The sequence below is a fragment of the Streptomyces sp. NPDC048269 genome, assembly GCF_040652395.1.
Lineage (GTDB): Bacteria > Actinomycetota > Actinomycetes > Streptomycetales > Streptomycetaceae > Streptomyces.
On the sequence record NZ_JBEZLW010000020.1, the window covers coordinates 1 to 24,810 of the forward strand.

27 protein-coding genes are annotated in these 24,810 nt (G+C 72.0%); 13 read left to right on the plus strand and 14 right to left on the minus strand.

Annotated elements, in window-relative coordinates:
- The first annotated feature begins 674 nt into the window (after positions 1-674).
- Positions 675-1,523, plus strand: a complete 849-nt coding sequence (locus AB0D48_RS21910; RefSeq protein WP_362399301.1) for a trypsin-like peptidase domain-containing protein — start codon at positions 675-677, stop codon at positions 1,521-1,523.
- Positions 1,524-1,714: 191 nt separating this feature from the next.
- Here AB0D48_RS21910 and AB0D48_RS21915 read toward each other — a convergent pair whose 3' ends face one another.
- From AB0D48_RS21915 to AB0D48_RS21935, 5 genes are read right to left on the minus strand one after another with little or no spacing between them, the layout of a single operon-like run.
- Entirely contained in the window at positions 1,715-2,155 is a 441-nt protein-coding gene (locus AB0D48_RS21915) for an NUDIX domain-containing protein (protein ID WP_362399304.1), read from the minus strand.
- 40 nt (positions 2,156-2,195) lie between these two features.
- Positions 2,196-3,425 (minus strand): ABC transporter permease, encoded by a 1,230-nt coding sequence (locus tag AB0D48_RS21920; RefSeq protein ID WP_362399307.1) that lies wholly within the window; start codon positions 3,423-3,425, stop codon positions 2,196-2,198.
- The gene (locus AB0D48_RS21925) at positions 3,425-4,150 is read right to left on the minus strand and encodes an ABC transporter ATP-binding protein (RefSeq protein WP_362399577.1); all 726 of its coding nucleotides are present in this window, start codon (positions 4,148-4,150) and stop codon (positions 3,425-3,427) included. Before AB0D48_RS21925 ends, AB0D48_RS21920 begins: the two co-directional genes overlap by 1 nt.
- Positions 4,151-4,179: 29 nt before the next feature.
- The gene (locus AB0D48_RS21930; protein WP_362399310.1) at positions 4,180-5,283 is read right to left on the minus strand and encodes a peptidoglycan-binding protein; all 1,104 of its coding nucleotides are present in this window, start codon (positions 5,281-5,283) and stop codon (positions 4,180-4,182) included.
- Entirely contained in the window at positions 5,280-5,786 is a 507-nt protein-coding gene (locus AB0D48_RS21935) for a hypothetical protein (RefSeq protein WP_362399313.1), read from the minus strand. Before AB0D48_RS21935 ends, AB0D48_RS21930 begins: the two co-directional genes overlap by 4 nt.
- Before the next feature lie 90 nt (positions 5,787-5,876).
- Here AB0D48_RS21935 and AB0D48_RS21940 point away from each other — a divergent pair, with 90 nt between their 5' ends.
- Genes AB0D48_RS21940 through AB0D48_RS21950 form a run of 3 tightly spaced genes read left to right on the plus strand, consistent with a single transcriptional unit; the run spans position 5,877 to position 8,646 of the window.
- Positions 5,877-6,539, plus strand: coding sequence for a response regulator transcription factor (locus AB0D48_RS21940; RefSeq protein WP_362399318.1), 663 nt, complete (start codon positions 5,877-5,879; stop codon positions 6,537-6,539).
- The gene (locus tag AB0D48_RS21945; RefSeq protein WP_362399321.1) at positions 6,536-7,783 is read left to right on the plus strand and encodes an ATP-binding protein; all 1,248 of its coding nucleotides are present in this window, start codon (positions 6,536-6,538) and stop codon (positions 7,781-7,783) included. Before AB0D48_RS21940 ends, AB0D48_RS21945 begins: the two co-directional genes overlap by 4 nt.
- A gap of 26 nt (positions 7,784-7,809) precedes the next feature.
- Complete coding sequence (locus AB0D48_RS21950; RefSeq protein WP_362399324.1) at positions 7,810-8,646, plus strand: hypothetical protein; 837 nt, start codon at positions 7,810-7,812, stop codon at positions 8,644-8,646.
- On the opposite strand, the gene AB0D48_RS21955 is transcribed toward AB0D48_RS21950, so the two are convergent.
- A complete protein-coding gene (locus tag AB0D48_RS21955; RefSeq protein WP_362399327.1) occupies positions 8,618-9,283 on the minus strand; it encodes a hypothetical protein in 666 nt (221 codons plus the stop codon). The genes AB0D48_RS21950 and AB0D48_RS21955 overlap by 29 nt on opposite strands.
- Positions 9,284-9,293: 10 nt before the next feature.
- A complete protein-coding gene (locus tag AB0D48_RS21960; RefSeq protein ID WP_362399330.1) occupies positions 9,294-10,208 on the minus strand; it encodes a hypothetical protein in 915 nt (304 codons plus the stop codon).
- A 144-nt stretch (positions 10,209-10,352) separates the two neighbouring features.
- On the opposite strand from AB0D48_RS21960, the gene AB0D48_RS21965 reads away from it, so the two are divergent.
- The 5 genes from AB0D48_RS21965 to AB0D48_RS21985 all read left to right on the plus strand — a co-directional run bounded on the left by AB0D48_RS21965 (position 10,353) and on the right by AB0D48_RS21985 (position 16,792).
- A complete protein-coding gene (locus tag AB0D48_RS21965; protein WP_362399333.1) occupies positions 10,353-11,309 on the plus strand; it encodes a TIGR03619 family F420-dependent LLM class oxidoreductase in 957 nt (318 codons plus the stop codon).
- A 2-nt stretch (positions 11,310-11,311) separates the two neighbouring features.
- Positions 11,312-12,097 (plus strand): glucose 1-dehydrogenase, encoded by a 786-nt coding sequence (locus tag AB0D48_RS21970; RefSeq protein ID WP_362399336.1) that lies wholly within the window; start codon positions 11,312-11,314, stop codon positions 12,095-12,097.
- 112 nt (positions 12,098-12,209) lie between these two features.
- Positions 12,210-13,331, plus strand: a complete 1,122-nt coding sequence (locus AB0D48_RS21975) for an LLM class flavin-dependent oxidoreductase (protein ID WP_362399339.1) — start codon at positions 12,210-12,212, stop codon at positions 13,329-13,331.
- 240 nt (positions 13,332-13,571) lie between these two features.
- Positions 13,572-15,311 (plus strand): D-aminoacylase, encoded by a 1,740-nt coding sequence (locus tag AB0D48_RS21980; protein ID WP_362399342.1) that lies wholly within the window; start codon positions 13,572-13,574, stop codon positions 15,309-15,311.
- A gap of 14 nt (positions 15,312-15,325) precedes the next feature.
- Positions 15,326-16,792 (plus strand): aldehyde dehydrogenase family protein, encoded by a 1,467-nt coding sequence (locus AB0D48_RS21985; RefSeq protein ID WP_362399580.1) that lies wholly within the window; start codon positions 15,326-15,328, stop codon positions 16,790-16,792.
- Positions 16,793-16,841: 49 nt separating this feature from the next.
- On the opposite strand, the gene AB0D48_RS21990 is transcribed toward AB0D48_RS21985, so the two are convergent.
- Positions 16,842-17,468, minus strand: a complete 627-nt coding sequence (locus AB0D48_RS21990) for a hypothetical protein (protein ID WP_362399345.1) — start codon at positions 17,466-17,468, stop codon at positions 16,842-16,844.
- Between the two features lie 287 nt (positions 17,469-17,755).
- Between AB0D48_RS21990 and AB0D48_RS21995 the strand changes: the two genes are divergently transcribed.
- A complete protein-coding gene (locus AB0D48_RS21995) occupies positions 17,756-19,327 on the plus strand; it encodes an APC family permease (protein ID WP_362399348.1) in 1,572 nt (523 codons plus the stop codon).
- A gap of 131 nt (positions 19,328-19,458) precedes the next feature.
- A complete protein-coding gene (locus tag AB0D48_RS22000) occupies positions 19,459-19,716 on the plus strand; it encodes a hypothetical protein (protein WP_362399351.1) in 258 nt (85 codons plus the stop codon).
- A 2-nt stretch (positions 19,717-19,718) separates the two neighbouring features.
- On the opposite strand, the gene AB0D48_RS22005 is transcribed toward AB0D48_RS22000, so the two are convergent.
- Entirely contained in the window at positions 19,719-20,144 is a 426-nt protein-coding gene (locus AB0D48_RS22005) for a nitroreductase/quinone reductase family protein (RefSeq protein WP_362399354.1), read from the minus strand.
- Positions 20,141-20,833 (minus strand): NAD(P)H-binding protein, encoded by a 693-nt coding sequence (locus AB0D48_RS22010; protein ID WP_362399357.1) that lies wholly within the window; start codon positions 20,831-20,833, stop codon positions 20,141-20,143. Before AB0D48_RS22010 ends, AB0D48_RS22005 begins: the two co-directional genes overlap by 4 nt.
- Before the next feature lie 59 nt (positions 20,834-20,892).
- On the opposite strand from AB0D48_RS22010, the gene AB0D48_RS22015 reads away from it, so the two are divergent.
- Together AB0D48_RS22015 and AB0D48_RS22020 are read left to right on the plus strand one after the other, a co-directional pair.
- Entirely contained in the window at positions 20,893-21,276 is a 384-nt protein-coding gene (locus tag AB0D48_RS22015; protein ID WP_362399360.1) for a helix-turn-helix domain-containing protein, read from the plus strand.
- A gap of 7 nt (positions 21,277-21,283) precedes the next feature.
- The gene (locus tag AB0D48_RS22020) at positions 21,284-22,078 is read left to right on the plus strand and encodes a DUF4239 domain-containing protein (protein WP_362399363.1); all 795 of its coding nucleotides are present in this window, start codon (positions 21,284-21,286) and stop codon (positions 22,076-22,078) included.
- A 9-nt stretch (positions 22,079-22,087) separates the two neighbouring features.
- On the opposite strand, the gene AB0D48_RS22025 is transcribed toward AB0D48_RS22020, so the two are convergent.
- The 4 genes from AB0D48_RS22025 to AB0D48_RS22040 all read right to left on the minus strand — a co-directional run bounded on the left by AB0D48_RS22025 (position 22,088) and on the right by AB0D48_RS22040 (position 24,660).
- Entirely contained in the window at positions 22,088-22,486 is a 399-nt protein-coding gene (locus tag AB0D48_RS22025) for a VOC family protein (RefSeq protein WP_362399366.1), read from the minus strand.
- 265 nt (positions 22,487-22,751) lie between these two features.
- Complete coding sequence (locus AB0D48_RS22030; RefSeq protein ID WP_362399369.1) at positions 22,752-23,465, minus strand: hypothetical protein; 714 nt, start codon at positions 23,463-23,465, stop codon at positions 22,752-22,754.
- A gap of 40 nt (positions 23,466-23,505) precedes the next feature.
- Positions 23,506-23,757, minus strand: coding sequence for a hypothetical protein (locus AB0D48_RS22035; RefSeq protein ID WP_362399371.1), 252 nt, complete (start codon positions 23,755-23,757; stop codon positions 23,506-23,508).
- A 42-nt stretch (positions 23,758-23,799) separates the two neighbouring features.
- Positions 23,800-24,660, minus strand: coding sequence for a TIGR03619 family F420-dependent LLM class oxidoreductase (locus AB0D48_RS22040; protein WP_362399374.1), 861 nt, complete (start codon positions 24,658-24,660; stop codon positions 23,800-23,802).
- Positions 24,661-24,810 lie beyond the last annotated feature (150 nt).

The window sequence follows — 24,810 nt, forward strand, 5'->3', positions numbered from 1 at the left end:
GCCCGACCCGGAAGACGATGGGACGGACGGGAAACCCCCAGCCCCACCCTGATCCGGAGTAAGCGGCTCCCGCACCACCGAAGCCACCGCCCCGCGTCTCTGACGCCGCCCCGCTGGGGTCCTGCCGCCCGAAGCCACCGCCCCGCGTCTCTGATGCCGCTCCGCTGGGGTCCTGTCGCCCGTAGCCCCGCCCCGCGTCTCTGATGCCGCTCCGCTGGGGTCCTGTCGCCCGTAGCGCCCCGCGTCTCTGATGCCGCCCCGCTGGGGTCCTGCCGCCCGAAGCCACCGCCCCGCGTCTCTGATGCCGCTCCGCTGGGGTCCTGCCGCCCGTAGCCCCGCCCCGCGTCTCTGCCGCCGCCCCGCTGGGGTCCTGCCGCCCGAAGCCACCGCCCCGCGTCTCTGCCGCCGCCCCGCTGGGGTCCTGCCGCCCGAAGCCACCGCCCCGCGTCTCTGCCGCCGCCCGCTGAGGTCCCGCCCCCCGAAGTCCCCGACCCACGTCCCCGACCCACGTCCCCGACCCACGTCCCCGACCAACGCCCCGACCCACGTCCCGACCCACGTCCCGGCCAACGTCCCTTACGCCGCCTCCGAAACCCGCCGCCCCAACGCCCCGCACCTTGCGACCGGGCCCGACTCCGGGGCATGCTTCGCCGGGGCAAAGCGGAGGGATCATCATGCCGGTGGACAAGCGGACCCTGGTGACAGCGGTGCTGTGTGCTGCGGCGGCTCTGGGGGCCTCCGCCGCGGTGGCCGAGCTGGTGCCGCCGCCCGACGGGGCTGCGCCCGTGCGGGCGAAGGCCGGGCCGACGGGATCGCCGACCGCTCCGTCGCGTTCGCAAGCGGCGAAGCCTCAGCTCTCCACCCCGCCCGGGGGTGCGCTGCCGCCTGCCGTCACGCCCCCGCCCGGGGGGCCCGCCGCCTTCACAGGGGCCCTCTTCACGGACGGTCTGGACAGCGACCACTTCTGCACGGCCACCGTCGTGCACAGCCCGGGTGGAAACCTGATCGTCACCGCCGGGCACTGCCTCCTCGCCGGACAACAAGGCGGCGGGACCGCCGTGTTCGCGCCTGCGTACGCGAACGGCATGGCCCCGTACGGCACATGGAAGCTGGAAGAAGTCTTCGAGGACGACCGCTGGGCCGAGGGCACCGACGACGACTACGACCTCGCCTTCGCCCGCGTCGCCCCCGACGCCAAGGGCCGCACCATCGAGAGCGTGACCGGCGCGGCCGTGCTCGACACCAGCGGCCGCGCGGGCGAGGAGGTCACCGTCACCGGATACCCCGCCGACCGCAAGGTTCCCCGTACCTGCACGGCGGTCACCGTCCGCGAAAGCGCGACCGAACAGCGCTTCGACTGCGCCGACTTCCCGGGCGGCACCAGCGGCAGCGCGTGGATCGCCCGCGACGGCAAGATCATCGGCATCCTCACGGGCGGCGACACCGACGACGTGTCGACCAGCACCGTCCTCGGCGACTATGCGGCCTCGCTGTACGCCAAGGCGACCACCGCCAAGCGCTGACCCCGAGCGTCGCCGGTGCGGGCCCGTGCGGGCCCGTCCCGCCCCTGGGGTCCCTCCCGCCCCCGAGTCAGGCCTCCCTGGGGTCAAACTGCCCCCGAGGTCCGTCCCGCCCCCGAGTCAGGCCGCCCCCGGGGCCCGTCCCGCCCCCGGGGTCAGGCCCCGCCCGAGCCACCCCGCCCGAGCCACCCCCCCTACGCCAGCAGCCCAAAGTGAACCGGCTCCGCCGGAGCGTTCGCCAAGAGGTCCGGCAGGCGTGGCGGCCACAGGGGTTCGCCGAGGGTGGCCAGGCGCTCCTGGGAGAGCCACTGCCAGTGGATGCCGGGGTACTCCAGGACCGGCTCGCGGCGCGGGCCCGTCGTGAGGTAGATGTGCTCGTGCTGGCGGACCGGGATCCCCTGGTGCGTGAAGTCGTGCTCCCACGTGCACAGCAGCCGCCCGGGCTCCAGGTCGGTCCAGCCGGTCTCCTCGCGGAGCTCCCGCCGTACGCACTCCTCGGGGCTCTCGCCGGGGTCCATTCCGCCGCCGGGCGGCAGCCAGTGGATGCCGACTTCCACGTTGTCCTCGCGGAAGAGGAACACCGACCCGGCGGGGGACAGGATGACAACACGCGCTGCGTGACGTGGAGTTCGCATCGAATCAGCGTACGCCGGTGATCCCTCCCAGGGGCAGGCCTCACGCCGCCGCCAGTGCCAGCGTCGGGGACAGGCGGGCCGCGCGCACCGCCGGATAGAGGCCGGCCAGGGTGCCGATCACCAGGGTGGACGCGAAGCCGCCGGTCACCGACCAGAGGGGGACCACCCAGGGGAGGTCGCCGGTCCGGGCGTACACCGCCGTGGCCGCCGCGCCCAGGGCGATGCCCGCCAGGCCGCCGAGTCCGGACAGGAGCAGGGACTCCGTCACGAACTGGATCCGGATCTGGCCCTTCGTGCCGCCCAGGGATCGGCGCAGGCCGATCTCGTGGCGGCGCTCCAGCACCGAGATGATCATGGTGTTGGCGACTCCGACCCCGCCCACCAGCAGGGCGATCCCGCCCAGGCCCAGCAGCAGCGTGCTGAAGGCGCCCTCCGTGGCCGCCTTCGCCTGGAGCGCCGCCGACGGATCGGTGACCGCGACCGCGCTCGGGGTCTGCGGGTTGGCGGTCTGGGCGATCAGGCTGCGCACCTCCGCCACCCGGTCGTCCGCCGACCGTTCGTACACCGCCGTCGGATGCCCGTCGAAGCCCAGGAGCCCCTCGGCCGCGTCCCAGCCGATCAGGGCGGAGCGCTCGATCTCCGGGGCCAGCGGGACCGGCGCCAGGATGCCGATGACCGTGAAGTACCGGCCGCCGATGAACACTTGCTGGCCGGGCGCGGTGATGCCCAGGCGCCGGGCGGAGACATCGCCGAGCACCACGGCCGGATAGCGCCCGGTGGCCCCGTTGAGCCAGGTGCCACTGCCCATCCGCGCGCGCAGGGTGCCCAGCAGGTCGTCCTTGGCCGCCTTCAGCACGACCCCGCCCGTCTCCTCCTCAGGGATGTTCTCCGACCGGCGTACGGACTCGCCCACGTCCCCGGTGGTGCCGACCGACTCGACCCCCTCGATCCGGGAGACCATGCCGGGAGAGTCCTTGGGCAGCTTGGTGTCCTGGCCGCTGAACATCCCCGTGCCCGGCGTCACGACCAGCATGTTCGTGCCGAGCCTGTCGAGCTCGCGCAGCAGCTTGGCCTGACTGGACGACGAGATCCCCACCACCGCGATCATCGTCGCGATGCCGATGGCGATGCCGAGCGCGGAGAGGAACACCCGCATCGGGCGCGCGCGCAGGCCCGCCGATCCGACGTGCAGGACGTCCCGGGGGGACAGCCTCGGCGGGGACAGTTTGCGCGCACGGGTCCCCGTACGCGTCCTCGTACGGCGCCCCATCACGCCACCTCCGCCGCGTTCCGCGCGCCCGCACCGTGGGCGCCCGCATCGCGCGCGTCCGGGTTCCGTACGTCCGCCACGATCTCCCCGTCCCGGATCCGCACCTGCCGGGGCAGGCTCGCCGCGATCTCGGCGTCGTGGGTGATCACGGCGATGGTGGCCCCGCCCCGGTTCAGCTCGTGCAGCAGCTCCATCACCGACTCCCCGGACGCCGTGTCCAGGGCACCCGTCGGCTCGTCGGCCAGCAGCAGGTCCGGCGCGCCCGCCACCGCCCGGGCGATCGCCACGCGCTGTTTCTGCCCGCCGGACAGCTCGTGCGGCCGGTGGTCCATCCGGTCGCCGAGGCCGACCCGTTCCAGGGCCCGCTCCGCCCGGCGGCCGCGCTCGGCCCGCGAGAGGCCCGAGTACAGCAGCCCCTCGGCGACGTTCGCCCGGGCGCTGAGCCCCGGCACCAGGTGGAAGGACTGGAAGACGAAGCCGACGTGCCGGGAGCGCAGCGCCGACAGCGAGCGGTCCGACGGGGCCGCGATGTCGTGACCGGCGATCCGCACACCGCCCGCCGTCGGCCGGTCCAGGGTGCCGACGATGTGCAGCAGGGTGGACTTCCCCGATCCGGACGGGCCGACGACGGCGAGGAGTTCGCCGCTCGTGACGGTCAGGTCGACCCCGCGCAGGGCCGCGACCCCGCCCGGATACTCCTTGGTGACCCCGGTCAGTTCGACCACGGGATGCGCGTGCGTCACAGCTTCGTGCGTCACAGCTTCGGTATCCCCACCTGCATGCCCTCCTTGAGGGCGTCGCCTGTCACCTCGACCCGGCCGTTGCCGAACATGCCCAGTTCCACCTCGACCTCGCGCGGCCTGCCGTCTTCCACGACCTGGACGCCGAAGCCGCCGCCGGCCAACGCCAGCAGCGCGTTGACCGGTACGGAGAGCACCCCCTTGCGGGTCTCGCCCGTCAGGCCGACCGACACCGGGGACTGGTCAGGGGCGTTGACCGCGGTGGGGTCGTCGAAGGTGACGACCACCTCGACCTTTGCCTTCTTGTCGCCGCCGCCGCCCCCGCCGCCCCCGCCGTCCTTCTGTTCGTCCGGTCCCGCCGCGTTCCCCACCGAGTCGATCCTTCCGGTGGCGGACGCTCCGCCCGGCAGCCGCACGGTGACCTTGTCGCCGGTCTTCGCCGCACCCGCCTTCGCCGCGTCCATCGGGAAGCGGACGATCCGCTCGGTACCCGTCAGCGTCATCACCGGCTTGCCCGGCCCCGGCTCGTCACCGACCGCCGCGTCGTTCTTCCGTACCCGCTGCGGGCCGGAGGCGAAGGCGATGTCCTCCTTCGCGACCTCGCCCGTCTCCGGCGCCTTGTGGGCCTTCTGCCAGCGCTTGACCGCCGTCGCCGTACCCGCCGTGAAGGCGGGGTCGTCGGCGTCCAGCCCGGTCCCGTACCCCAGGGCCTGGAGGTTGCGCTTCAGCTGCTTGACGTCCTCGCCCTTGTCCCCGGCCTTCAGCGGCCGGTACATCGGCGTGGACCCGTACATGAGCCGCACCGCCTTGCCGTTGACCTCGTACAGGCGCCCGTCCCGCTCGACCGCCGTGCCCTCTCCGGCGACCCAGGTCAGCACGCCCGGTCCGGCCCCGTTGACCTTGCGCTCCTGCGCGTAGCCGAGGGTGCCCTCCACCTGGATGCCCGAGCTGAGGTCGCCGCGCCGCACCGGCGCGGTGGCCGGCGGCAGGCCGTCGCCGCGCTGCTCCCGCGCGGAGTCCTGCGACCCGGGCTGGGCGGCCTTCACCGCGTAGCCGCCGCCGGAGGCCGCGAGTACGACGGCCAGCGAGGTCAGCAGCCACTTCCCGCGCTTCCTCACGACCGGGCCGCTTCGCACTTCTTCCGGGCGTCCTCGAAGGCCTTCTCCTGGCCCGGCGGGACTTCGATGCCGGTGCGCATGCCCCCGCGGTACTCAGGGTCCTTGAGCTGGACCCCGTTCTCGCGCATGCAGCGGATCCACTTGAGTTCCTTGTCCTTCTCCTCCTGGGTGGGCTCCTTGCCCGAGCCGGGGCCGCCCATCCCGCAGGCCTTCATGGCCTCCTGCATCTTCTCCGGGTCCACGCCGCCGCCCACTGTCATCCCGCGCGGGTCCTGGCCGGGCTTGGGGTCGGGCGCGTCTATGCCGTGCTCGCGCAGGCACTGGCGCATCTTCACGGCATTGTCCGCGTCGGTGCCCGAGCCGCTGTTCGTGCCGGCTCCGGCACCGTCCTTCTTCCCGTCGGATCCGCCGGCTCCGTCGGCCGCGCCGTTCGCGCAGCCCGTGACGGCGAGGGTGAGGCCGGTGACGACCGCGGCCGTGGTCATGATGAGGGATCGCTTCATGGGCCCGACCCTGCGGTAAAGGGGCCTTTCGCTTCCCTCTCGCACCGTGCTTACAACGCCGAAATACCGATCTCCGGTAAAGAGGACGGCATGCGCGTACTGGTGGTGGAGGACGAGGAATTCCTCCGGGAGATGATCGCCGAAGGGCTGCGCCGCGACGCGCTCGCCGTCGACGAGGCGAGCGACGGCCTGCAAACCCTGGAGCGGCTGCGCATGGGCGCGTACGACGTCCTCGTCCTGGACCGCGACCTGCCCGGCCTGCACGGTGACGAGGTCTGCCGCCAGGTGGTGCGCGAGCGCCTGCTGACGCGGGTCCTGATGCTGACCGCGTCCGGGACCGTACGGGACCGCGTCGAGGGCCTCGGCCTCGGCGCCGACGACTACCTCACCAAGCCCTTCGCCTATGACGAGCTCCTCGCCCGCGTCCTCGCACTGGGCCGGCGCGCCCGCCCCGCCCTGCCGCCCGTGCTGGAGCGCGCCGGGGTCGCCGTCGACACCGCGCGCCGCAGCGCCACCCGGGACGGGCGCCGGCTCGCCCTGTCCCGCAAGGAGTTCGCCGTCCTGGAGGCGCTGCTGCGCGCCGAGGGCGCCGTGGTCAGCAACGACGACCTCATCGAGGAGGTGTGGGAGGAGGACACCAGCTACTCCACCAACGCGGTCCGCGTCACGCTCAGCAAGCTCCGCGCGAAGCTGGGGGAGCCGCCGCTCATCGAGACCGTGCCGGGCGCGGGCTACCGGATCGACGCCCGATGACCGTGACCGTCTTCCCGCGCACCGAGCGCGGCCGGCTCACCGCCGTGTACGGGTCGCTGCTGCTCCTCGCGGGCGGCGGACTGGTGGCCCTGGTGTACGTCCTGCTCGGCCAGGGGCTGTACGCCAGCGTCAGCGGGGTCGTCAGCACCGTCAGCCCCGCGCTGCGCGCCGGCGAGAGGGTGGACGTGGACCCGGGCCGCAGCGCCGAGCCCGCCCGGACCAGGGCTCCGGGCGAGCAACCCAGCCCGGAGCAGCTGAAGTCGTACGCCCTCACCCGCAACCTGTCGGACGCCGTCACCGAGGCCACCCAGCACCGGCTGCTGGTCGTCTCGCTCATCGCGCTGGCAGTCTTCGCCGTGCTGTCGATCTGGCTCGCCTGGTGGATGGCCGGCCGGGTGCTGCGCCCCGTCGCCGTGATCACCGGGACCGCCCGCCGGCTGTCCGGAGAGAACCTGGACGAGCGGATCGCCCTCGACGCCCCGCCCGGCGAGCTCAAGCAACTCGCCGACACCTTCGACGCGATGCTGGGCCGGATGGAACACCTGGTCTCCGCCCAGCGCCGGTTCGCGGCGAACGCGGCGCACGAGCTGCGCACCCCGCTCGCCGTGCAGCGGGCAGCGGCCGAGATCGGGCTGGCCGGGGACCCGTCACCGGAGCGGGTCGCCACCATCCGCGCCAAGCTCATCGGCGTCGCGGATTCCAGCGAGCACCTGATCGAGTCGCTGCTGCTCCTCGCGGTGTCGGAGGAGGGACTGGAGTCCACCGAGCGGGTGGACCTCGCGGCGCTCGCCGCCGCCGAACTGGCGGCCTGCCCGCAGCCGGGCCTGACGGTGGAGCGCACCCTCGCCCCGCTGACCGTGACGGGTGACCGGACCCTGCTCGGCCACCTGGTCCGGAACCTGCTGACGAATGCCGTACGTCACAACCGCGCGGGCGGGCGGCTCGCCCTGACCACCTCCGCCGAGGGGGAGCTGACGGTGTCCAACACCGGGCCGGTGATCGAACCGGCTGATGTACCGAGGCTCCTGGAGCCCTTCCGGCGGCGCGCGGAACGGCAGCACACCGCAGGTGAGGGTGCCGGGTTGGGGCTCTCGATCGTCGCCTCGATCGCGCGGGCGCACGGGGCGGAGCTGACCGCGCGGGCCAACCCGGCGCCGGACGGCGGCCTGACGGTACGGGGCCGCTTCCCGGCGGTGCAGGTCCGGCCGGACTCCCGGCGGCAGGGCGGCGTTCAGCCGCGCTGAAGACCGGCTGATGTACGGTCGGTTCAATGAGCAAGCACCGCCGAGCCCGCTCCCGTCCCCGCACGCCTGCCCGACCCCGTAAGACGTCGGTCACGTCCCGCCGGGTGGCCGTCGCCGCCACCCTCGTCCTGCTGACCTTCGCGGCGGGCTGGGTCTACGCCGTCGACCAGAAGGCCGTCGGCAGCGTGTCGCAGGCCCGGGCGGACCACCGGCCGCCGGGCTCGGACCGCGCGGCGCGCGACGCCCGGAGGGACGTCCGCCGGGACGCCCTCCAGGGCCTGACCGGCATCAGTGAGCAGACCCGGGCGAAGATCCCGGCCGAGTCCCGCCAGCTCATCCTGGTCACCGGCAAGGCCCGGGAATCCTCGGAGTCCACCGCCACGCTCTACACCCGCGCGGCGGCCGGCGCCGACTGGGCGCGGGCCGAGAGCTGGCCGGCCCGCAACGGCGCGAAGGGGTGGTCCACGGCCACGGAGCGCACGTACGGTGACCTGACCTCTCCGCAGGGCGTGTTCGCGCTGACCGACGCGGGCGGTCTGCTGGCGCCGCCGCCGGGCACCCGGCTCCCGTACGACAAGGACCGCGCCTTCGTCGCCACGGGGCGCGGGGTGAACGGCGAGTCCCTGGCGGGGTCCTTCGACTACGTCGTCGCCATCGACTTCAACCGCCGGCCGGGCCGCTCGCCCCTCGACCCGGTCAAGCCGGAGGGCGAGGCCAAGGGCGGCAACATCTGGCTCCACGTGGACCACGACGGCCCCTCCCAGGGCTGCGTCGGCATTCCGAAGGAGGCGATGGAGAAGGTCCTGGAGACCCTCGACCCGGCGGCGAAGCCGGTCATCGTGATGGGTCCGGAAGGCTTCTGAAGGGCGCCCCGGCCCCGGCCGGGCGGTGGCGGTCCCGGAGCAGCAGCCCGATGTACACCAGGTCGAAGACGCTGCACAGGATGCCGAGCCCGAGGATGAAGGGCGAGTCCTCCAGCACGCCGAACAGCAGCGTCGGGGCCAGAGTGCCCAGCCACTTGGCGACGGCGATGGTCAGGGACTGCCCGCGCGGCCCCTGCCGGGCGGCGTAGAGGCCGATGAACAGGCCGGACATCAGCAGGTTCTGCAGGAACGCCGAGTAGCGGGTGGCGTCGTGCATCCCGAAGTGGGCGAGGAACAGCCCCTGCACGGCGAAGGCGGTGCCGAACACCAGGCCCGACCAGGCGGCGAAGAGCGGACGGGTCACGAACCGCGGATGTTCGGCCCGCCCGAACCGCAGGTAGGTGGCGATGATCACGACGTCTGCCGCCGCCCACACCACGTGCACCACGCCCTGGGCGGAGACGCCGGCGGACCCGGACGTGAATTCGCGGACCGCGTAGATCGACTCCCAGGCGAAGTTCAGCGCGAGCGCGGCGACGGGCATCGCGTACGTCCGGTCGCGCAGCCCGACGCGGATCGCCTCGACGTACACGACGGTCCAGGCGATCCCGCTGACCAGCGTGAGCATCAGGTCCATCCGCCGCACCTTAGGCGGTGTCGTAGCTCTCGAACCAGTGGGTGTCGAAGTAGCGGGCGGTCGAGAAGGGGTGCTGCGGGTCGGTGAGCAGGCGGTAGACGAACTCGGCGGTCGTCCCGTCGAACCGCTTCCACGAGTCGGGGATGTCCTCCTTCACGAGGATGGGCCACCGGTCGGGGTCCGGGCCCTCGGTGAGCCAGTAGAACTGGTGGGCCTGCTCGGATCCCGCCCACTCCAGCAGCCCGCCGGGGACCGGGTACACCTCGTACGGCTCCCACAGGCCGCTGCGGTGCGTCCTGGCCCACTCGCCCAGCCACTCGGTGTGCAGGACTATGTCGTCGCTCCGGAAGCGGGCGTCGGGTACGTGGAGTTGGAGGTATCCGTCGAAGGCGCCGTGGCTGAACAGCTCCGCGAGCCGCTTGTAGTCGCGGGGCAGCGCGGTCCCGATCCGGGCCTCGACCGCGGCCCAGTCGACCGTACGCGCGCGGGTCGTGTCCCATCCCGTGACGGCGACGACCCCGTCCACCCAGGACGTCACCTCGGCCAGGTCCGCCGCCGGGTCCTCGCGTTCCGCGACCAGCGCCACGAGCCGTACGCCGTCGTCGAAGCGGGCGGTGCCGCAGCCGATCCACCGGCCCGCGTGTGCCCAGCCGCGCATCTCCACGATCCGCTCGCCGAACGGGGCCAGCAGCGGCAGCCCGGTCCGCCCGGTCACGGTCGGGTCGGCGTACCCGCCCGTGGCGAGGTTGCGCGGCTGTCCGTACCGGCCGCTGAGCGCCTCCTGGAGGGCGGCCGGGTCGTTCTCGTCCGACAGCGTCAGACACACGTGTCCCGCCGGATGTCCCGCTTCCTCACACGCCAGATCGCCCGTGCCCGGCCAGGCCAGGCGGTGGACGGCCGAGAGGAGTTCTTCCTGTTCGTCCATGACGGCATTGAAGCGGACGCCACCGACATCGACGGGTCCGGACCGGTCGGACCCCTTGCCTGACGGACCGTCAGCTACGACGATGGCCCGGCACCGATATGACGAATCGGCATTCGAAGCAGGTGAAGGCGAGGCGGGTCCGGCATGGCGCGCGTGTTTCGGGAAGGTCGACTGGTCTACGGGATGCAGCTCCCGGTCCAGTCGCAGAGCACCATCTACGCCGAGCCCTGGGAGGCGTCGGCCACCGCGGCCGATCTCGCCGAGGTGGCACGGGCCGCCGACCGGGCCGGCTTCGGGTACGTCGCCACCTGCGACCACGTGGCCATCCCGCGCCGGCTCGCGGGACCCATGAGCACCGTCTGGTACGACCCGGTGGCCACCCTGTCCTTCCTCGCCGGCATCACCGAGAACGTGCGGCTGCTCAGCCACGTCGCGATCCTCGGCCTGCGCCACCCGCTGATCAGTGCCAAGCAGTACGCCACCCTCGACCACCTCTCGGGTGGCCGGCTGATCCTCGGTGTCGGCGCCGGGCACGTCCAGGAGGAGTTCGAGGTCCTCGGCGTGGACTTCGCCCGCCGCGGAGCCGTCCTCGACGAGACCATCGACGCGTTGCGGGCGGCGCTGGGGCCGCAGGAGTACCCGGAGTTCGAAGGCGAGCTGTTCTCCTTCAAGGACCTCGGCCAGCTGCCGCGGCCCGCCCAGGAGCGGATCCCCGTCTGGGTCGGCGGCTCCTCGGCCGCCGCCGTGCGCCGGGCTGCCGTCCGCGGCGACGGCTGGCTCCCGCAGGGCGACCCGCGCGACAGGCTCCCGGCACAGATCGCCCGCATCAAGGAGCTCCGCGAGGCGGCCGGTGTTACCGGGCCCGTCGAGTTCGGCGCGATCACCGAGCCGCTGTACGTCGGCGAGCCCCGCTGGGACACCGGCCGCCGCGCCCTCACCGGCAAGGCGGAGGTGCTCGCCGAATCCCTGCGGGAGTACAAGGCGCTCGGGGTCGACCAGATCCAGGTCCGGTTCCGCAATCGCGACCGCGCCGAACTCGTGGACCAGATCACCGCTTTCGGGGCCGAGGTGGCCCCGCTTCTCAACGACTGGGAGTCGTGACCATGGGCAAGCTGGACGGTCGGGTCGTGATCATCACCGGGGCCGCACGCGGCCAGGGCGAGCAGGAGGCCCGCCTCTTCGCCGCCGAGGGCGCCAGGGTGCTCCTCGGTGACGTACTGGACGAGCAGGGCGCCGCCGTGGCCAAGGAGATAGGCGAGGACCGGGCGCGGTACGTACGCCTCGACGTGAGCCGGGAGGAGGACTGGGCGGGGGCGGTCGCCGCCGCGAAGGAGGCCTTCGGCCCGGTCGACGGCCTGGTCAACAACGCGGGCATCCTGCGTTTCAACGAGCTGACCGCGACCCCGCTGGAGGAGTTCCAGCAGGTGGTCCAGGTCAACCAGGTGGGTGCCTTCCTCGGCATCAAGTCGGTCGCCCCCGAGATCGAGGCGGCCGGCGGCGGAACGATCGTCAACACCTCCTCGTACACCGGCCTCACGGGCATGGCGTACGTCGGCACGTACGCCGCGACCAAGGCGGCCATCCTCGGCCTGACCCGGGTGGCCGCGCTGGAACTGGCGGGCAAGGGGATCCGGGTCAACGCGATGTGCCCGGGCGCCGTGGACACCCCGATGGCCAACCCCGGCCTGCTCGACCCGGCGAACATGACCGACGAGGCCAGGGACGCGATGGCGGACCTGTACAAGCGGGTCGTGCCGATGGGGCGGGTGGGGCAGCCGGAGGAGATCGCGAAGCTCGCCCTCTTCCTGACGAGCGAGGACTCCTCGTACATCACCGGCCAGCCGTTCGTCATCGACGGCGGATGGATGGCGGGGGTCAGCATCTTGTAGGGGTGCGGCCTATCTGATGGAGCGTCAGCTATTGACGCTCCCGCCCCCGCGATGGAACAGTCGAGACATCAAATCTGACGATACGTCAGAAATCAAAGGACGGTGAACCCCCTTGGAATTCGGGCTCTTCGTGCAGGGATACGTGGCCGAGTCACGGTCCAAGGTCGACCCCGAGGCAGAGCACAAGGCGCTGATCGAGGAGACCGAGTACGTCATCCAGGCAGACAAGTCGGGCTTCAAGTACGCCTGGGCCTCCGAGCACCACTTCCTGGAGGAGTACTCGCACCTCTCGGCGAACGAGGTATTCCTCGGGTACCTCGCGCACGCCACCGAGCGGATCCACCTCGGCTCCGGCATCTTCAACCCGCTCGCCCCGGTGAACCACCCGGTGAAGGTGGCCGAGAAGGTCGCCATGCTCGACCACCTCTCCAAGGGCCGCTTCGAGTTCGGCACCGGCCGCGGTGCGGGCAGTCACGAGATCCTCGGGTTCCTGCCCGGCATCGAGGACATGAACGGCACGAAGGAGATATGGGAGGAGACCATCGCGGAGTTCCCCAAGATGTTCCTCCAGGAGGAGTACGAGGGGTTCCAGGGCAAGCACTGGTCGCTGCCGCCGCGGAAGGTGTTCCCCAAGCCGTACGGCAAGGCGCACCCGGCCATGTGGTACGCCGCAGGGTCCCCGTCCTCGTACGCGATGGCGGCGAAGAAGGGCCTCGGCGTCCTCGGCTTCAGCGTCCAGAAGGTCTCGGACATGGAGTGGGTGCTGGAGCAGTACAAGACGGCGATCCAGGAGGCGAAGGCCATCGGCGCCTTCGTCAACGACAACGTCATGGTCACCTCGACCGCGATCTGCGCCGAGACCCACGACAAGGCGATCGAGATCGCCGTCAACGCCCACATGAACCGCTTCCAGTCGCTGGTCTTCCGCTACCACGACACCTTCCCGCGGCCGGAGGCCATCCCGCAGTGGCCGGAGCTGCTGCCGGAGTACAACGCGGAGATCATCGAGCTGCTGATCGCCGAGGAGCTGTTGATCTGCGGCGACCCGTCGGAGGTCCGCCAGCAGTGCAAGCGCTGGGAGCAGGCGGGCGCGGACCAGCTGTCCTTCGGCCTGCCCACCGGGGTGTCGTACGAGGACACGATGACCACGATCAAGCTCATCGGGGAGCACGTGATCCCGGAGATCGACACGGACCCGGTCCACCGCACGACGCGCTTCCGCGAGGCCGCTTAGCGCTTGGCTTCGGCAGGGGGCGGGGCCTGCGGAGCCTGGGCCCGGTCCCCAAGGCCCCGGTACGGGGCGCGGGGGCTCCGCCCTGCGGGTGCGGCGCCGCTGCGGGGGCGCTGCCCCCGAACCCCCGCGCCTCAAACGCCGGCGAGGCTGAATCAGCCCCGCCGGCGTTTGAGGCGCCGCCGGAGGCAAACCCAAGTGGCGGCGCCGCGCGTGACCGCATCGCACCGGAGAAGGGACGTCATGCTCGACCACCTGATCAAGGGCGCCACCGTCGTGGACGGCACCGGCGCCCCCGCCCGCGTCGCAGACATCGGCCTGCGCGACGGCCGGATCGCCGTCATCGCCGCACCCGGCACCGTCACCGAAGAAGCCCGCACCAGCGAGGACGCCACCGGCCTCGTCCTCACCCCCGGTTTCATCGACCCCCACACGCACTACGACGCCCAGCTCTTCTGGGACCCGTACGCCACCCCCTCCATGAACCACGGCGTCACCACCGTCGCCGGTGGAAACTGCGGTTTCACCCTGGCCCCGCTCAACCCGGACCGCCCGGAAGACGCCGACTACACCCGCCGCATGATGTCCAAGGTCGAGGGGATGGCCCTCAAGGCCCTGGAGGAGGGCGTCGACTGGACGTGGTCCAGCTTCGGCGAGTACCTCGACGCCCTCGACGGCCGGATCGCCGTCAACGCCGGGTTCATGGTGGGGCATTGCGCCCTGCGCCGGTACGTGATGGGCCCGGACGCCGTCGGCGGCCGGCCGACCCCCGAGCAGCTCCAGCAGATGCTCGACCTCTTCCACGAGGCCATGGACGCCGGCGCCTGGGGCCTGTCCACCACCCAGTCCTCGACCCACTCCGACGGCTCCGGCGCCCCCGTCGCCTCCCGGCACGCCGAGCCCGCCGAACTCCTCGCCCTGGCCGAGGCGGTCGCCGAACACGAGGGCACCCAGCTGGAGGCGATCGTCGCGGGCTGCCTCGACCAGTTCTCCGACGCGGAGATCGACCTGTTCGTCGAGATGAGCGCCGCCGCCGGCCGCCCCCTGAACTGGAACGTCCTCACCATCGACGCCTCCGTACCCGAACGCGTCCCGCGCCAGCTCGTGCCGAGCGAACGCGCCCGCAAGGCGGGCGGCCGCATCGTCGCGCTGACGATGCCCATCCTCACCCCCATGAACATGTCGCTCGGCACGTTCTGCGCGCTCAACCTCATCCCCGGCTGGGGCGAGGTCCTCGGACTGCCCGTCCCCGAGCGGATCGCGAAGCTGCGGGACGCGGACGTGCGGGCCGAGATGCTGCGCCGCGCCGACAGCAAGGAGGCCGGCGTCTTCCGCCGCCTCGCCCACTTCGGCCGCTACGTCATCGGTGACACGTACAGCAAGGAGAACGAGGGCCTCTCCGGCCGCGTCGTGGGCGACATCGCGGCCGATCGCGGCCAGGACCCCTTCCACTGCCTGGTGGAAATCTGCGCCAACGACGACCTCCGTACGGTCCTCTGGCCGATGCCCACCGACAACGACCCCGCGAGCTGGGCGCTGCGCGCCGAGACGTGGCAGCACGAGGACGTCATGCTCGGCGGCTCCGACGCGGGCGCGCACCTGGACCGGATGTGCGGCGCTCCGTACACGACCCGGTTCCTCGGTGACTGCCTGCGCGGCCGCAAGCTCGTGCCGCTGGAGCAGGCGGTACGGATGCTCACCGACGACCCGGCCCAGCTGTTCGGGCTGCGCGGGCGCGGCCGCATAGCCGAGGGCTACCACGCGGACCTGGTGCTCTTCGATCCGGAGCGCATCGAGGCCGCCCCGGCGACGCTGGTCCACGACCTGCCGGGGGACAGTCCGCGGCTGGACGCGCGGGCCATCGGGATCGTCTCGGTACGGGTCAACGGCGTGGAGACCATCCGCGACGACGAGGTGACGGGAGCGGTTCCGGGCATCGTGCTCCGGTCGGGCCGGGACACGAGGACGGTGAGCACGCGGTGACAGACGCGACCGGAGTGACCGAAGCCCAAAGGCTCTTCATCGGCGGCGAGTGGGTGCAGCCCGACGGCGGGCACTACGAGGTGATCGACCCGGCGGACGAGTCGGTGGTCGGGCTCGCGCCCGAGGCCTCGCGCGCCCAGGTCGAGGAGGCGGCGCGCGCCGCGGCCGAGGCCTTCGGTGCGTGGTCCCGTACGAGGCCGGAGGAGCGGGCGGCGATCCTCGACCGGGCCGCGGACATCATCCAGCGGGAGTTCGAGCCGTGGGCGGCCCTGGCCCAGGCGGAGACGGGCGCGCCGGCCGGAATCGCGCGCGGGATGCAGGTCGGCGTCGGGGTCGCGCGCTTCCGGCGGTATGCGAAGGGCGCCCTGGAGCCGGTGGAGCGGGGTCTTCCGCCGCAGGTCACCGAGGCCGGCCCGATGGGGAAGGCGAGTGTTCTCGGGGCCCTGGAGGTGCGTCAGCCGGTCGGCGTGGTCACCTGCATCACCTCGTACAACAACCCGTGGGCGAATCCGGCGGGCAAGGTCGCCCCCGCCCTGGCGATGGGCAACACGGTGGTGGTCAAGCCGGCCCCGCAGGATCCGCTGTCGGTGTTCAAGATGGCCGGGGCGCTCGCGGAGGCCGGGGTCCCGGCGGGCGTGGTGAACGTGGTGAGCGGGCAGTCGGTGGAGGTCGGCGAGGCCGCCGTGGACTCCCCGTACGTGGACATGGTGTCCTTCACCGGCTCCACGGGCGTCGGCCAGCGCATCGCGGAGGTCTGCGGCCGGACGATGAAGCGGCAGCTGATGGAGCTGGGCGGCAAGGGCGCGGCGATCGTCCTGGAGGACGCCGACCTGGACGCGGCGGTGATGGGGATCGGGACGACGTTCTCCTTCTACTCCGGGCAGATATGCACGGCTCCGACCCGGGTGATCGTGCACCGGTCGGTCTACGGGCAGCTGGTCGAGAAGCTGACCGGCTACCTGGGCTTCATGAAGGTCGGCGCCCCGGGTGAGCGGGGCACGGTGGTGGGCCCGGTGATCTCGGCGGCGCACCGGGACCGCGTGGAGTCGTACATCGAGCTGGGCCGGAAGGAAGGGGCGCGGATCGCGTACGGCGGCGAGCGCCCGGTCGTCGGGGACGGCCGCGGTTTCTACGTGGCGCCGACGCTGCTGGTGGACTGCACGAACGACATGCGGGTGGTCCGGGAGGAGATATTCGGCCCGGTGGTCGTGGTCGTGCCCTTCGACGGGGGCGAGGACGAGGCCGTCGAGCTGGCCAACGACAGCGACTTCGGCCTGCTCAGCTACGTGTGGTCCGGGGACTCGGCACGCGCGTTCCGCGTGGCGCGGAGGCTGCGGGCGGGCGGGGTGGGCGTGAACACCATCGGCCGCAACATGGAGGCGCCGTTCGGCGGCTTCAAGCGGTCGGGCGTGGGCCGTGACGTGGGCTCGTACGCCTTGCACGCGTACAGCGAGATGCAGTCGATCGTGTGGTCGGGCTGAGGCGTGGAGGGGAGGGGGCGGGGGCGGATCCCCGCCCCCGCTCCGTCACTCAGTCCTTGTAGTAGTCGGTGAGGACGCAGCCCTTCACCAGAGCCGGCTCCTTCCGGTAGCCGCTCGGCGGGTTGAATCCCGCGTGGCAGTTCAGCATGAGCAGGCCGCTCTGCGGGGAGAGCAGGGCGCTCATGGCCTCTTCGCTCTCGGATCCGGTGGCGAAGTCCTGGCCGATGATGGGCCCGCTGTTGACGTTTCCGCCCTCTTCACCCTTGTCGACTTCGGCCTTGTAGGCGGTCTGGAAGGCCTTGGGGTCCTTGATCATGAAGATGGAGGTGACGTTGCGCCGTCCGCAGTAGCCGCGCTCGGTGACCGAGAAGGTCGCTCCGTACTTGGCGTCCGGGGCCTCGCTCGAGTTCTTCTCGGGGCTGACCTGGTCGCACTTGGTGAATCCGTTGATGAGGCGGGCGGCGCCGGCCATGGACCCCGCCTTGGGCAGGCCCTTGAAGCCGGTCCCGCTCTTGGGGGCCGATCCGTCGGCCCCTCCGTTCTTCTGGGGGACGCCCTCGTTGCCACCGCTGATGCCGCCGAGTGCCGGGCTTTCGCTCCCGTCACCTCCGCAGGCGGTGAGGGTGAGGAGAGCCGTGACGGCAGTGACAGTGGTGATCATCGACTTGATACGCACGGCTGGGACTCTAGGGCGGTGATCATGTGCACGGCAAACCGCCGGGCGGAGAGTGGCGGCGGTCACACGGGAAAGTTGAAAAGGGTTCGAAACGGACAAGGCTACGGTTTCCGTATAACGGAACGCCTTGTCCGGTGCCTGTTGAACCGGGGTTGGATCGTTTAGTGAACCTTGTATTGCCAGTGCATGAAGGATCTCGATCTCAAGATTCCAAGGCATTCGGCCGCCTCCTGATGCGGACCCAAGTCCTCCAGATGTGGAAAACGCACCGTCTAACGTCCTGACCCATGACTCAGCTGGACGTGCGGCCTCAGGTCGGAGACACGGTGAACGGCGTCGCCCGGGGCGAGGGCGACGTTCGTGGCAAGGGCCTCGGCAAGGGGTCCGTCGGACTGGTGGGAAGCGCCGTCATCGGCATCTCCACCGTCGCTCCCGTCTACTGCCTCACCTCGACCCTCGGCTCCACGGCCGGTGAGGTCGGCGTCCAGATGCCGGCGGTGTTCCTGGCCGGCTTCCTGCCGATGCTGCTGGTCGCCTTCGCGTACCGCGAGCTCAACAAGGCCATGCCGGACTGCGGCACCTCCTTCACCTGGACCGTCAAGGCGTTCGGCCCGCGGATCGGCTGGATGTGCGGCTGGGGCCTGGTGATCGCGACGATCATCGTGCTCTCCAACCTGGCCGGCGTCGCCACCTCCTACTTCTGGCTGCTGGCCGGCGAGATCACGAGCGATCCGTCGATCGCGGCCCTGGACGACAACAAGCTCGTCCACATCGCCACCTGCCTCACCCTGATCGCCGTCGCGACCGCCATCAGCTACCGCGGTATGACGGCCACCAAGGGCGTCCAGTACGCGCTGGTCGGCCTCCAGCTCCTCGTCCTCGCCGTATTCGTCGCGATGGCCTTCCAGAAGGCCTCCGCCGGCACCTTCGACACCGGCCTGGACTTCTCCTGGTCCTGGATGAACCCCTTCGCGGTCGAGTCGATGGCGGCGTTCACCGCCGGACTCTCGCTCTCGATCTTCATGTACTGGGGCTGGGACGCGTGCCTGGCCACCAACGAGGAGACCACCGGCTCGGCCAAGACCCCGGGCCGCGCCTCCCTCATCGCGATGGTCGTCCTGGTCGGCTCCTACCTGGCCACCGGCATCGCCGCCCAGATGGCCGTCGGCGCCGGCGGCGAGGGCCTCGGCCTCGCCAACGAGGAGACCTCCGGCAACGTCTTCGCCGCCCTCGCCGGTCCCGTGATGGGCCCGGTGCTCGGCATCCTGCTCTTCGTCGCCGTCCTCGCCTCGGCCGCCGCGTCCCTGCAGACCACCTTCATCCCCGTGGCCCGTACGGTCCTCGCCATGTCGACGTACGAGGCGCTGCCGCCCTCGTACGCCAAGGTCCACGAGCGCTTCAAGACCCCGGGCCGCGCCACCGTCGTGGCGGGCATCGCCACCGGCGCCTTCTACACCGTGATGACCCTGGTCAGCGAGAACGTCCTGACCGACACGATCTTCGCGCTCGGGCTGATGATCTGCTTCTACTACTCGCTGACGGCCTTCGCCTGCGCCTGGTACTTCCGCGGCGACCTGCGCCGCTCCGCCCGCGACCTGTTCTTCAAGGGCGTCTTCCCGGTCCTGGGCGGCCTGCTGCTGGCCGCGGTCTTCTCCAAGACCCTGTACGACGCCTGGGACCCCTCCTACGGCTCCGGCTCCGCCATCCCCGGCCTGGGCGTCGGCAACGTCTTCGTCATCGGCGTCGGCCTGCTGGCCCTCGGCCTGGTGATCATGTTCGCCACCGAACGCCGCAGCCCGGCCTTCTTCCGCGGCGAGGTCCTGACGAAGTCCACCCCCGCCCTGGTGGTCGAGGACTGACCCCTCCCCTCCTCCCGCCGGGTCATCCCCGCGGCCCCGGATCGTTCCCCCCGATCCGGGGCCGCGGGCGTTGCGGGTGACGCCGCAGTGACCCGGGGAGCGGCGGGGTCGTTGGGCGGGGCATGAATGCCATGAAGCGCACCCTTTCCGCCCTGGTTCTCACCGGCGGCGCTGCCCTCGCACTCACCCCCGTCGCCGCCCACGCCGACGAGCCCGCCGTCCAGGGGCCCCCGATCACCCAGCGCGTCGGCGCGATCGTCGACCACCCGGCCCAGACCGTCCAGGACACGAAGATGGCGGTGGGCGCGACGACCGCGGCGGCCGGATCCGCCACGGCGGGCGCCGGTACGGCCCTGTCCGCGCTCCCCAAGACCCCGAAGGTCGGCTGACCTCAGCCGGTACGGGTGACGAGGACCAGCGGGATCTCACGGGCCGTCGCCGCGCGGTAGGCCGCGTACGAGGGCATCGCGGCCACCACCACCGGCCACAGGCGGTCCGCCTCGGCCGCGGTGGCGCGGCGTGCGGTCGCCGGGAACGTCTCGTCGCCGACCTGGAGGGTGACGGCAGGGTCGGTGGCCAGGTTCAGGTACCACGCCGGGTGCCGGTCCGCGCCCGCGTTGGACGCCGTCAGCACGTACGCGTCCCCCGACCGTACGTAGGCCAGCGCGGTGCGCCGCAGCTGCCCCGAGCGGCGGCCCCGCGTGGTCAGCAGCAGGTCCGAGATTCCCGGGCGCGGCCGGCCGCCCGTCTCCTCGAAGCGGCGGATGTGGTCGGCGACCCAGGAGTTCGGGCTGTCGGTCACGGACTCGGCGGTCATGCCGGTCCCACCCCCGAGTGCACCGCGTGCCGGGTCGGGGCGGTGGCCTCGTCCACCACGGCCCGGGCGAAGTCCGCGTGGCTGATCCGGCTCGCGGCGTCGGCCGGGCCGAAGACGTATCGGCCGGCCTGGGGCGCATCGGCGGAACGGCCGGTCTGCGTCCCGTCGGTGGAACGGCCGGTCTGCGGCGCGTCGTCGCCGAAGTCACCGGCCGGGGACAGCACCGCCCAGTCCAGGCCGGCGGGCGCCGCCGCCCGAAGCGCGTCCGTCCCGGCTCCGTGGCCGACGTAGAACTCCCGCCACTCCTGCGGATACCCCGGCGTGTCCATCAGCGCCGCCCCCGACTCCGTCGCCAGGACGGACGCCAGCCCGACCGACACCAGCCGCGCGACCCCGGCCTGTGCGAGACCCGCCGCCATCGCCCGTGCCGCCGCCGGGAAGAACACGCCGGGGGCCGCCTTCGGGTCGTACACCGCGACCACCGCCGTGTCGTGGCCGGCCGCCAGCCGTGCCACGTCCGCCGCCGAGGTCACGTCCCCCTCGGCCCGCCCGGCCTCCGTGACCGCGTACCCGCGCGCCCGCGCCTCGTCGGCGACGGCCCGGCCGACACGGCCGCGGGCCCCGAACACGATGAGCTTCTTCCCGCTGTGGTTCGTCCCGCTGTGGTTCGCCATGCTGTGGTTCGTCATACGGGCGAGCCTAGGAAAGGGTGTGGTTACCGATCGGATACCGGCCTACCGTGTGGATCATGAGCGAACCGACGCCCCTGGACCCGGAGATGTTCGACCCCGTCTGCCCCTCCCCGTTGGTCCCGTTCCGCATCGGCGACAAATGGGCCACGCTGATCCTGCGCTGCCTGGAGGGCGGCCCGCGCCGGTTCTCGGAGCTCAAGGTCCCGCTGCGCGGCATCACCTCCAAGTCCCTGACGCAGTCGCTGCGCGGGCTGGAGCGCGACGGCTTCGTCACGCGCGTCGCGTACGAGACCCCCGAGCGCCGCGTCGAGTACGCCCTCACCCCGCTCGGCCGTGGCCTCCTGGGCCCGCTGGACGCCGCGTGCGACTGGACGCGGGAGCACTGGGACGAGCTCATCGACGCCCAGGAGGCCGGGCTTTCGGGCGACGCCGCTCGTTGAACACGGCATGATCCTTTGGTTGCTCAACCACCTCAGTACGTTCGTCATCGCCGTCCTCCTCGTCGGCGGCCTCACCGGCCTCGCCGTGGCCGGGAGCGTGGCCGCCCGCCGCCGCTTCCCGCACCTGGCCAAGGGGGACCACAACGAGATGGTCGGGGTCGCGCTCGGCATGTTCGGCGCGATCTACGGCATCATCCTCGCCTTCGTCGTCGTCACCCTGTGGACGCAGCTGGAGAACACCCAGAACATCGTCGCCACCGAGGCCACCGACCTGGCCCTCGTCGTGCGCAGCGCCGACGCCTTCCCCGCGGCCGACCGGGCGAAGGTGCACGAGGCGGTCAGCGCGTACACGCACGCCGTCGTCGAGGTGCAGTGGCCCCTGATGCGCGACGGGCAACCGAGTTACGAGGCGACCGGGTCGCAGACGCGCGCCCTGTACGTCGCCCTCCAGGCGTACGAGCCGAAGGGCACACGCGCCGAGACCTTCTACGCCGAAGCGGTCACCCGCCTCAACGACATCGCCGCCCAGCGCCGGGCACGCATCACGATGGCCGAGACGTCGCTGCCGATCCTGCTCCAGGTGCTGGTGTACGGGGGCGCCCTCGTGATCGTCCCGCTCACCTTCCTGTTCGGGCTGCGCAGCCTGAAGATGCAGCTGCTCTTCGTATCGGCGGTGGCCGGGCTGATCGGCTTCAGCCTGCTCCTGGTCGTGGCACTGGACCGCCCCTTCGCGGGGGACCTGAGCGTGAGCCCGGCGCCCTACAAGGAGTCGGCGCTGGCGCAGTTCTGGGCGGCCGGGTAGCCAGGACACTCAGCCCCAGGTGCGTGAGCAGAGCACGAGCCGGTAGCCGTCGGGGTCCTGGACGGTGACTCCCCACTCGTCCCAGTACGGGTTGTGCGCGGCCACGCGCGTCCCGCCGTGCTCGACGAGCCGCCGCACGAGGGCCTCGTCGGGCGCCTCGCCGAGGTAGACCACGAACAGGTCGTCGACGGTGGGCGTGGGGAGCATCGGGCCCTGCGGATCCCGGGTGAGCTCGAAGTGCCAGCCGCCTCCGGCGGGCCCGACCATCAGCAGGTCGTGCTCGCCGGGCACGTTCTCGGCGCTGCGCCACTGCACTTCGAGTCCGAGCCCGTCCACGTAGAACCGCTCGGCGGCCTTCAGGTCGAGGGACGGCCGGGCGACGCGTACGTGGGTACTGGAACTGATCATGGAAGGCAGCGTACGAGACCTTCCGGGAGGGGGAGTTCAGAGGTCCGGCCACGGGCGCTGCGCATCGTCCATCCACCGAGTCGAGCCCGGTCGATGGTGGTTCCGGTGGTGGACGGCCGGGTGACGTGCTTCGACAACACCGGTTCCGCAGATGTGATCGCCGATCTGAACGGCCACTTCACCTCCTGACGGACCTGCGCGGACAAGCGCACAAGCGGACAGGACGAGGGGCCCGGCCGATCGCGAGATCGGCCGGGCCCCTCCGTCATTCCTGGTTGGTCCGCTCGGCAGACGGCACGGACCGCCGGGGCGGCCGGTGCTTGCGGCGGTGTTCCTCCAGCAGGTCCCTGTCCGAGCGGCGACGCCGGCCGCCGGAGAACATGGCGGCGCCGACCAGGAGGAACAGGCCGCCGCTGATGCTCGGGGCGAGCGGGTCGATGGTGCGGTCGCCCTTGGGCTCGATCCTCGGGTCGAGGATGCCGAGCGGGTCCTCGAAGAGGACGACGTGCTGGCCCCGAGTGAACTCGCCGTAGCAGTTCTGCTGTTGGCCGAGTTCCCGGACGGTGCCCGAGGGGTCGGCCACGCGGCAGAAGGACCGGGCGTCCCCCTTGAAGTTGGTCCGCTCACCGGTTTCGAGGACCACCGCGTCGACCCGCTCGCCGAGCCGCAGCGCGTACGCCTCGTACAGGCTGGGTCCGGCGAAGACGCCGAGTGCCAGGGTCCCGAAGCCGACGATGGTCGCCACTCCCGCCCGGTTCCAGCCCGAACCGGCCACGCCCGCGCCGATCCCGGCCGCGGCGAGCACGAGGAGCACGCCGAGCCAGAGCAGGCCGTAGGGGTACTGGGCGAGGAAGCCGCCGAGCGTGGCCGTCACCGGAATCAGCACCGCCCAGAACAGGCTGTTCCGGGTCCGTGCGGGACCCGGTGGGAGGCCCTCGAAGGACCGCCTCCCGCGCTCGGCAATCCGTGCTTCGTCCACCCGGTCCCCTCCATCCGCGTCGCGTGCACTCGCCCCCACCCTACGCAGGCGCCGGGACGAAGACGCTCACGCGGTAGGTCGTCGGGTGCTGCAGGCGGCCCCAGAACCGGGCCGGCCGTACGAGGTTCGGGTCGGTGGCGAGACCCTCCGCACACATGCGGCGGATGAAGGCCCGGAACTCCTCGTGGTCCACGGTGGAAAGGAGCGTTTCCCAGCGGCCCGGTGTCTCCCCGAGTGACTGCCGGTCCGCCTCCCGCAGGCGCCCGTGCTTGCGTTTGCGCCGGTCCGGCACGCCGTCCGTGTTCGGCCGGCGGGGCCCGAGGTCGAGGGGGTTTCAGAGGTACTGGGCGAAGTCGTCCAGGGCGCGCAGGATCTCCGCCTCCCGGGCCGAGGGGAGTTGGAGGACGACCTCCTCGATGCCGAGGTCGGCGTAGTGGGCCATCTTGCCGGGGTTGGGCTGGACGGCGTACGGGACCACCTGGAGGGACTTCGGGTCGCGCCCGGCGGTCTCCCAGACCTGGCGCAGCGCCGGCAGCGACTCGGTGAGACCGCCGCCCCCGATCGGGAGCCAGCCGTCGGCGTGGTCGGCGATGGCGGCGAACAGCTTCGGGCCGGCCTGGCCGCCGAGCAGCGTGCGGGGACCGTACAGGGGCACACCGGGGCCGAGTTCGCGCGGAGCCTGGGCCGGCTTCGGGTGGGCGTGGCTGGCCTGGACGGAGGAGTACTGGCCGACGTACGCCGTCGGCTCGGGCGCCCACAGGGCGCGCATCAGCGCCATCCGGTCCCGGACGAGCTCGCGGCGGGTGCGCCACTCGACACCGTGGTCGGCGGCCTCCTCGACGTTCCACCCGTAACCGATGCCGAGGGTGACGCGGCCGCCGGAGAGGTGGTCCAGGGTGGCGACCTGCTTGGCGAGGTCGATCGGGTCGTGCTGGGCGACGAGCGTGATGCCGGTTCCGAGGTGCAGCCGCTCGGTCACGGCGGCGGCCTGCCCGAGGGCGACGAAGGGGTCGAGGGTGCGCCCGTACATCTCGGGGAGTTCGCCGCCCATGGGGGCGGCGGTGTCGCGGGAGACGGGGATGTGGGTGTGCTCGGGCAGATAGAGCCCGGAGAACCCGCGCTCCTCCAGACTCCGCGCGAGGCGCACGGGCGAGACGGTGCGGTCGGTGAGGAAGATGGTCGTGGCGATCCGCATGGCTTCTGGCACCTCCGAGACGTGGGACAGCCAAGGTACGGCGTTCCCCCTGCGCACGGCAGGGTGCGTTGACGGCCAAGTGCCAAGACGGCGGTCGTATTCGGCCGGGGGGAGGAGGAGGCGCCGGAAGTCCCGCGCAGAGGATTCCGC

What these genes read in the sequence shown, in the direction of transcription:
- AB0D48_RS21910 (WP_362399301.1), top strand. Translation starts at nt 675, where the DNA reads ATGCCGGTGGACAAGCGGACCCTGGTGACAGCGGTGCTGTGTGCTGCG.
- AB0D48_RS21915 (WP_362399304.1), bottom strand. Translation starts at nt 2,155, where the DNA reads ATGCGAACTCCACGTCACGCAGCGCGTGTTGTCATCCTGTCCCCCGCC.
- AB0D48_RS21920 (WP_362399307.1), bottom strand. Translation starts at nt 3,425, where the DNA reads ATGGGGCGCCGTACGAGGACGCGTACGGGGACCCGTGCGCGCAAACTG.
- AB0D48_RS21935 (WP_362399313.1), bottom strand. Translation starts at nt 5,786, where the DNA reads ATGAAGCGATCCCTCATCATGACCACGGCCGCGGTCGTCACCGGCCTC.
- AB0D48_RS21940 (WP_362399318.1), top strand. Translation starts at nt 5,877, where the DNA reads ATGCGCGTACTGGTGGTGGAGGACGAGGAATTCCTCCGGGAGATGATC.
- AB0D48_RS21945 (WP_362399321.1), top strand. Translation starts at nt 6,536, where the DNA reads ATGACCGTGACCGTCTTCCCGCGCACCGAGCGCGGCCGGCTCACCGCC.
- AB0D48_RS21950 (WP_362399324.1), top strand. Translation starts at nt 7,810, where the DNA reads ATGAGCAAGCACCGCCGAGCCCGCTCCCGTCCCCGCACGCCTGCCCGA.
- AB0D48_RS21955 (WP_362399327.1), bottom strand. Translation starts at nt 9,283, where the DNA reads ATGGACCTGATGCTCACGCTGGTCAGCGGGATCGCCTGGACCGTCGTG.
- AB0D48_RS21960 (WP_362399330.1), bottom strand. Translation starts at nt 10,208, where the DNA reads ATGGACGAACAGGAAGAACTCCTCTCGGCCGTCCACCGCCTGGCCTGG.
- AB0D48_RS21965 (WP_362399333.1), top strand. Translation starts at nt 10,353, where the DNA reads ATGGCGCGCGTGTTTCGGGAAGGTCGACTGGTCTACGGGATGCAGCTC.
- AB0D48_RS21970 (WP_362399336.1), top strand. Translation starts at nt 11,312, where the DNA reads ATGGGCAAGCTGGACGGTCGGGTCGTGATCATCACCGGGGCCGCACGC.
- AB0D48_RS21980 (WP_362399342.1), top strand. Translation starts at nt 13,572, where the DNA reads ATGCTCGACCACCTGATCAAGGGCGCCACCGTCGTGGACGGCACCGGC.
- AB0D48_RS21995 (WP_362399348.1), top strand. Translation starts at nt 17,756, where the DNA reads ATGACTCAGCTGGACGTGCGGCCTCAGGTCGGAGACACGGTGAACGGC.
- AB0D48_RS22000 (WP_362399351.1), top strand. Translation starts at nt 19,459, where the DNA reads ATGAAGCGCACCCTTTCCGCCCTGGTTCTCACCGGCGGCGCTGCCCTC.
- AB0D48_RS22005 (WP_362399354.1), bottom strand. Translation starts at nt 20,144, where the DNA reads ATGACCGCCGAGTCCGTGACCGACAGCCCGAACTCCTGGGTCGCCGAC.
- AB0D48_RS22010 (WP_362399357.1), bottom strand. Translation starts at nt 20,833, where the DNA reads ATGACGAACCACAGCATGGCGAACCACAGCGGGACGAACCACAGCGGG.
- AB0D48_RS22015 (WP_362399360.1), top strand. Translation starts at nt 20,893, where the DNA reads ATGAGCGAACCGACGCCCCTGGACCCGGAGATGTTCGACCCCGTCTGC.
- AB0D48_RS22020 (WP_362399363.1), top strand. Translation starts at nt 21,284, where the DNA reads ATGATCCTTTGGTTGCTCAACCACCTCAGTACGTTCGTCATCGCCGTC.
- AB0D48_RS22025 (WP_362399366.1), bottom strand. Translation starts at nt 22,486, where the DNA reads ATGATCAGTTCCAGTACCCACGTACGCGTCGCCCGGCCGTCCCTCGAC.
- AB0D48_RS22040 (WP_362399374.1), bottom strand. Translation starts at nt 24,660, where the DNA reads ATGCGGATCGCCACGACCATCTTCCTCACCGACCGCACCGTCTCGCCC.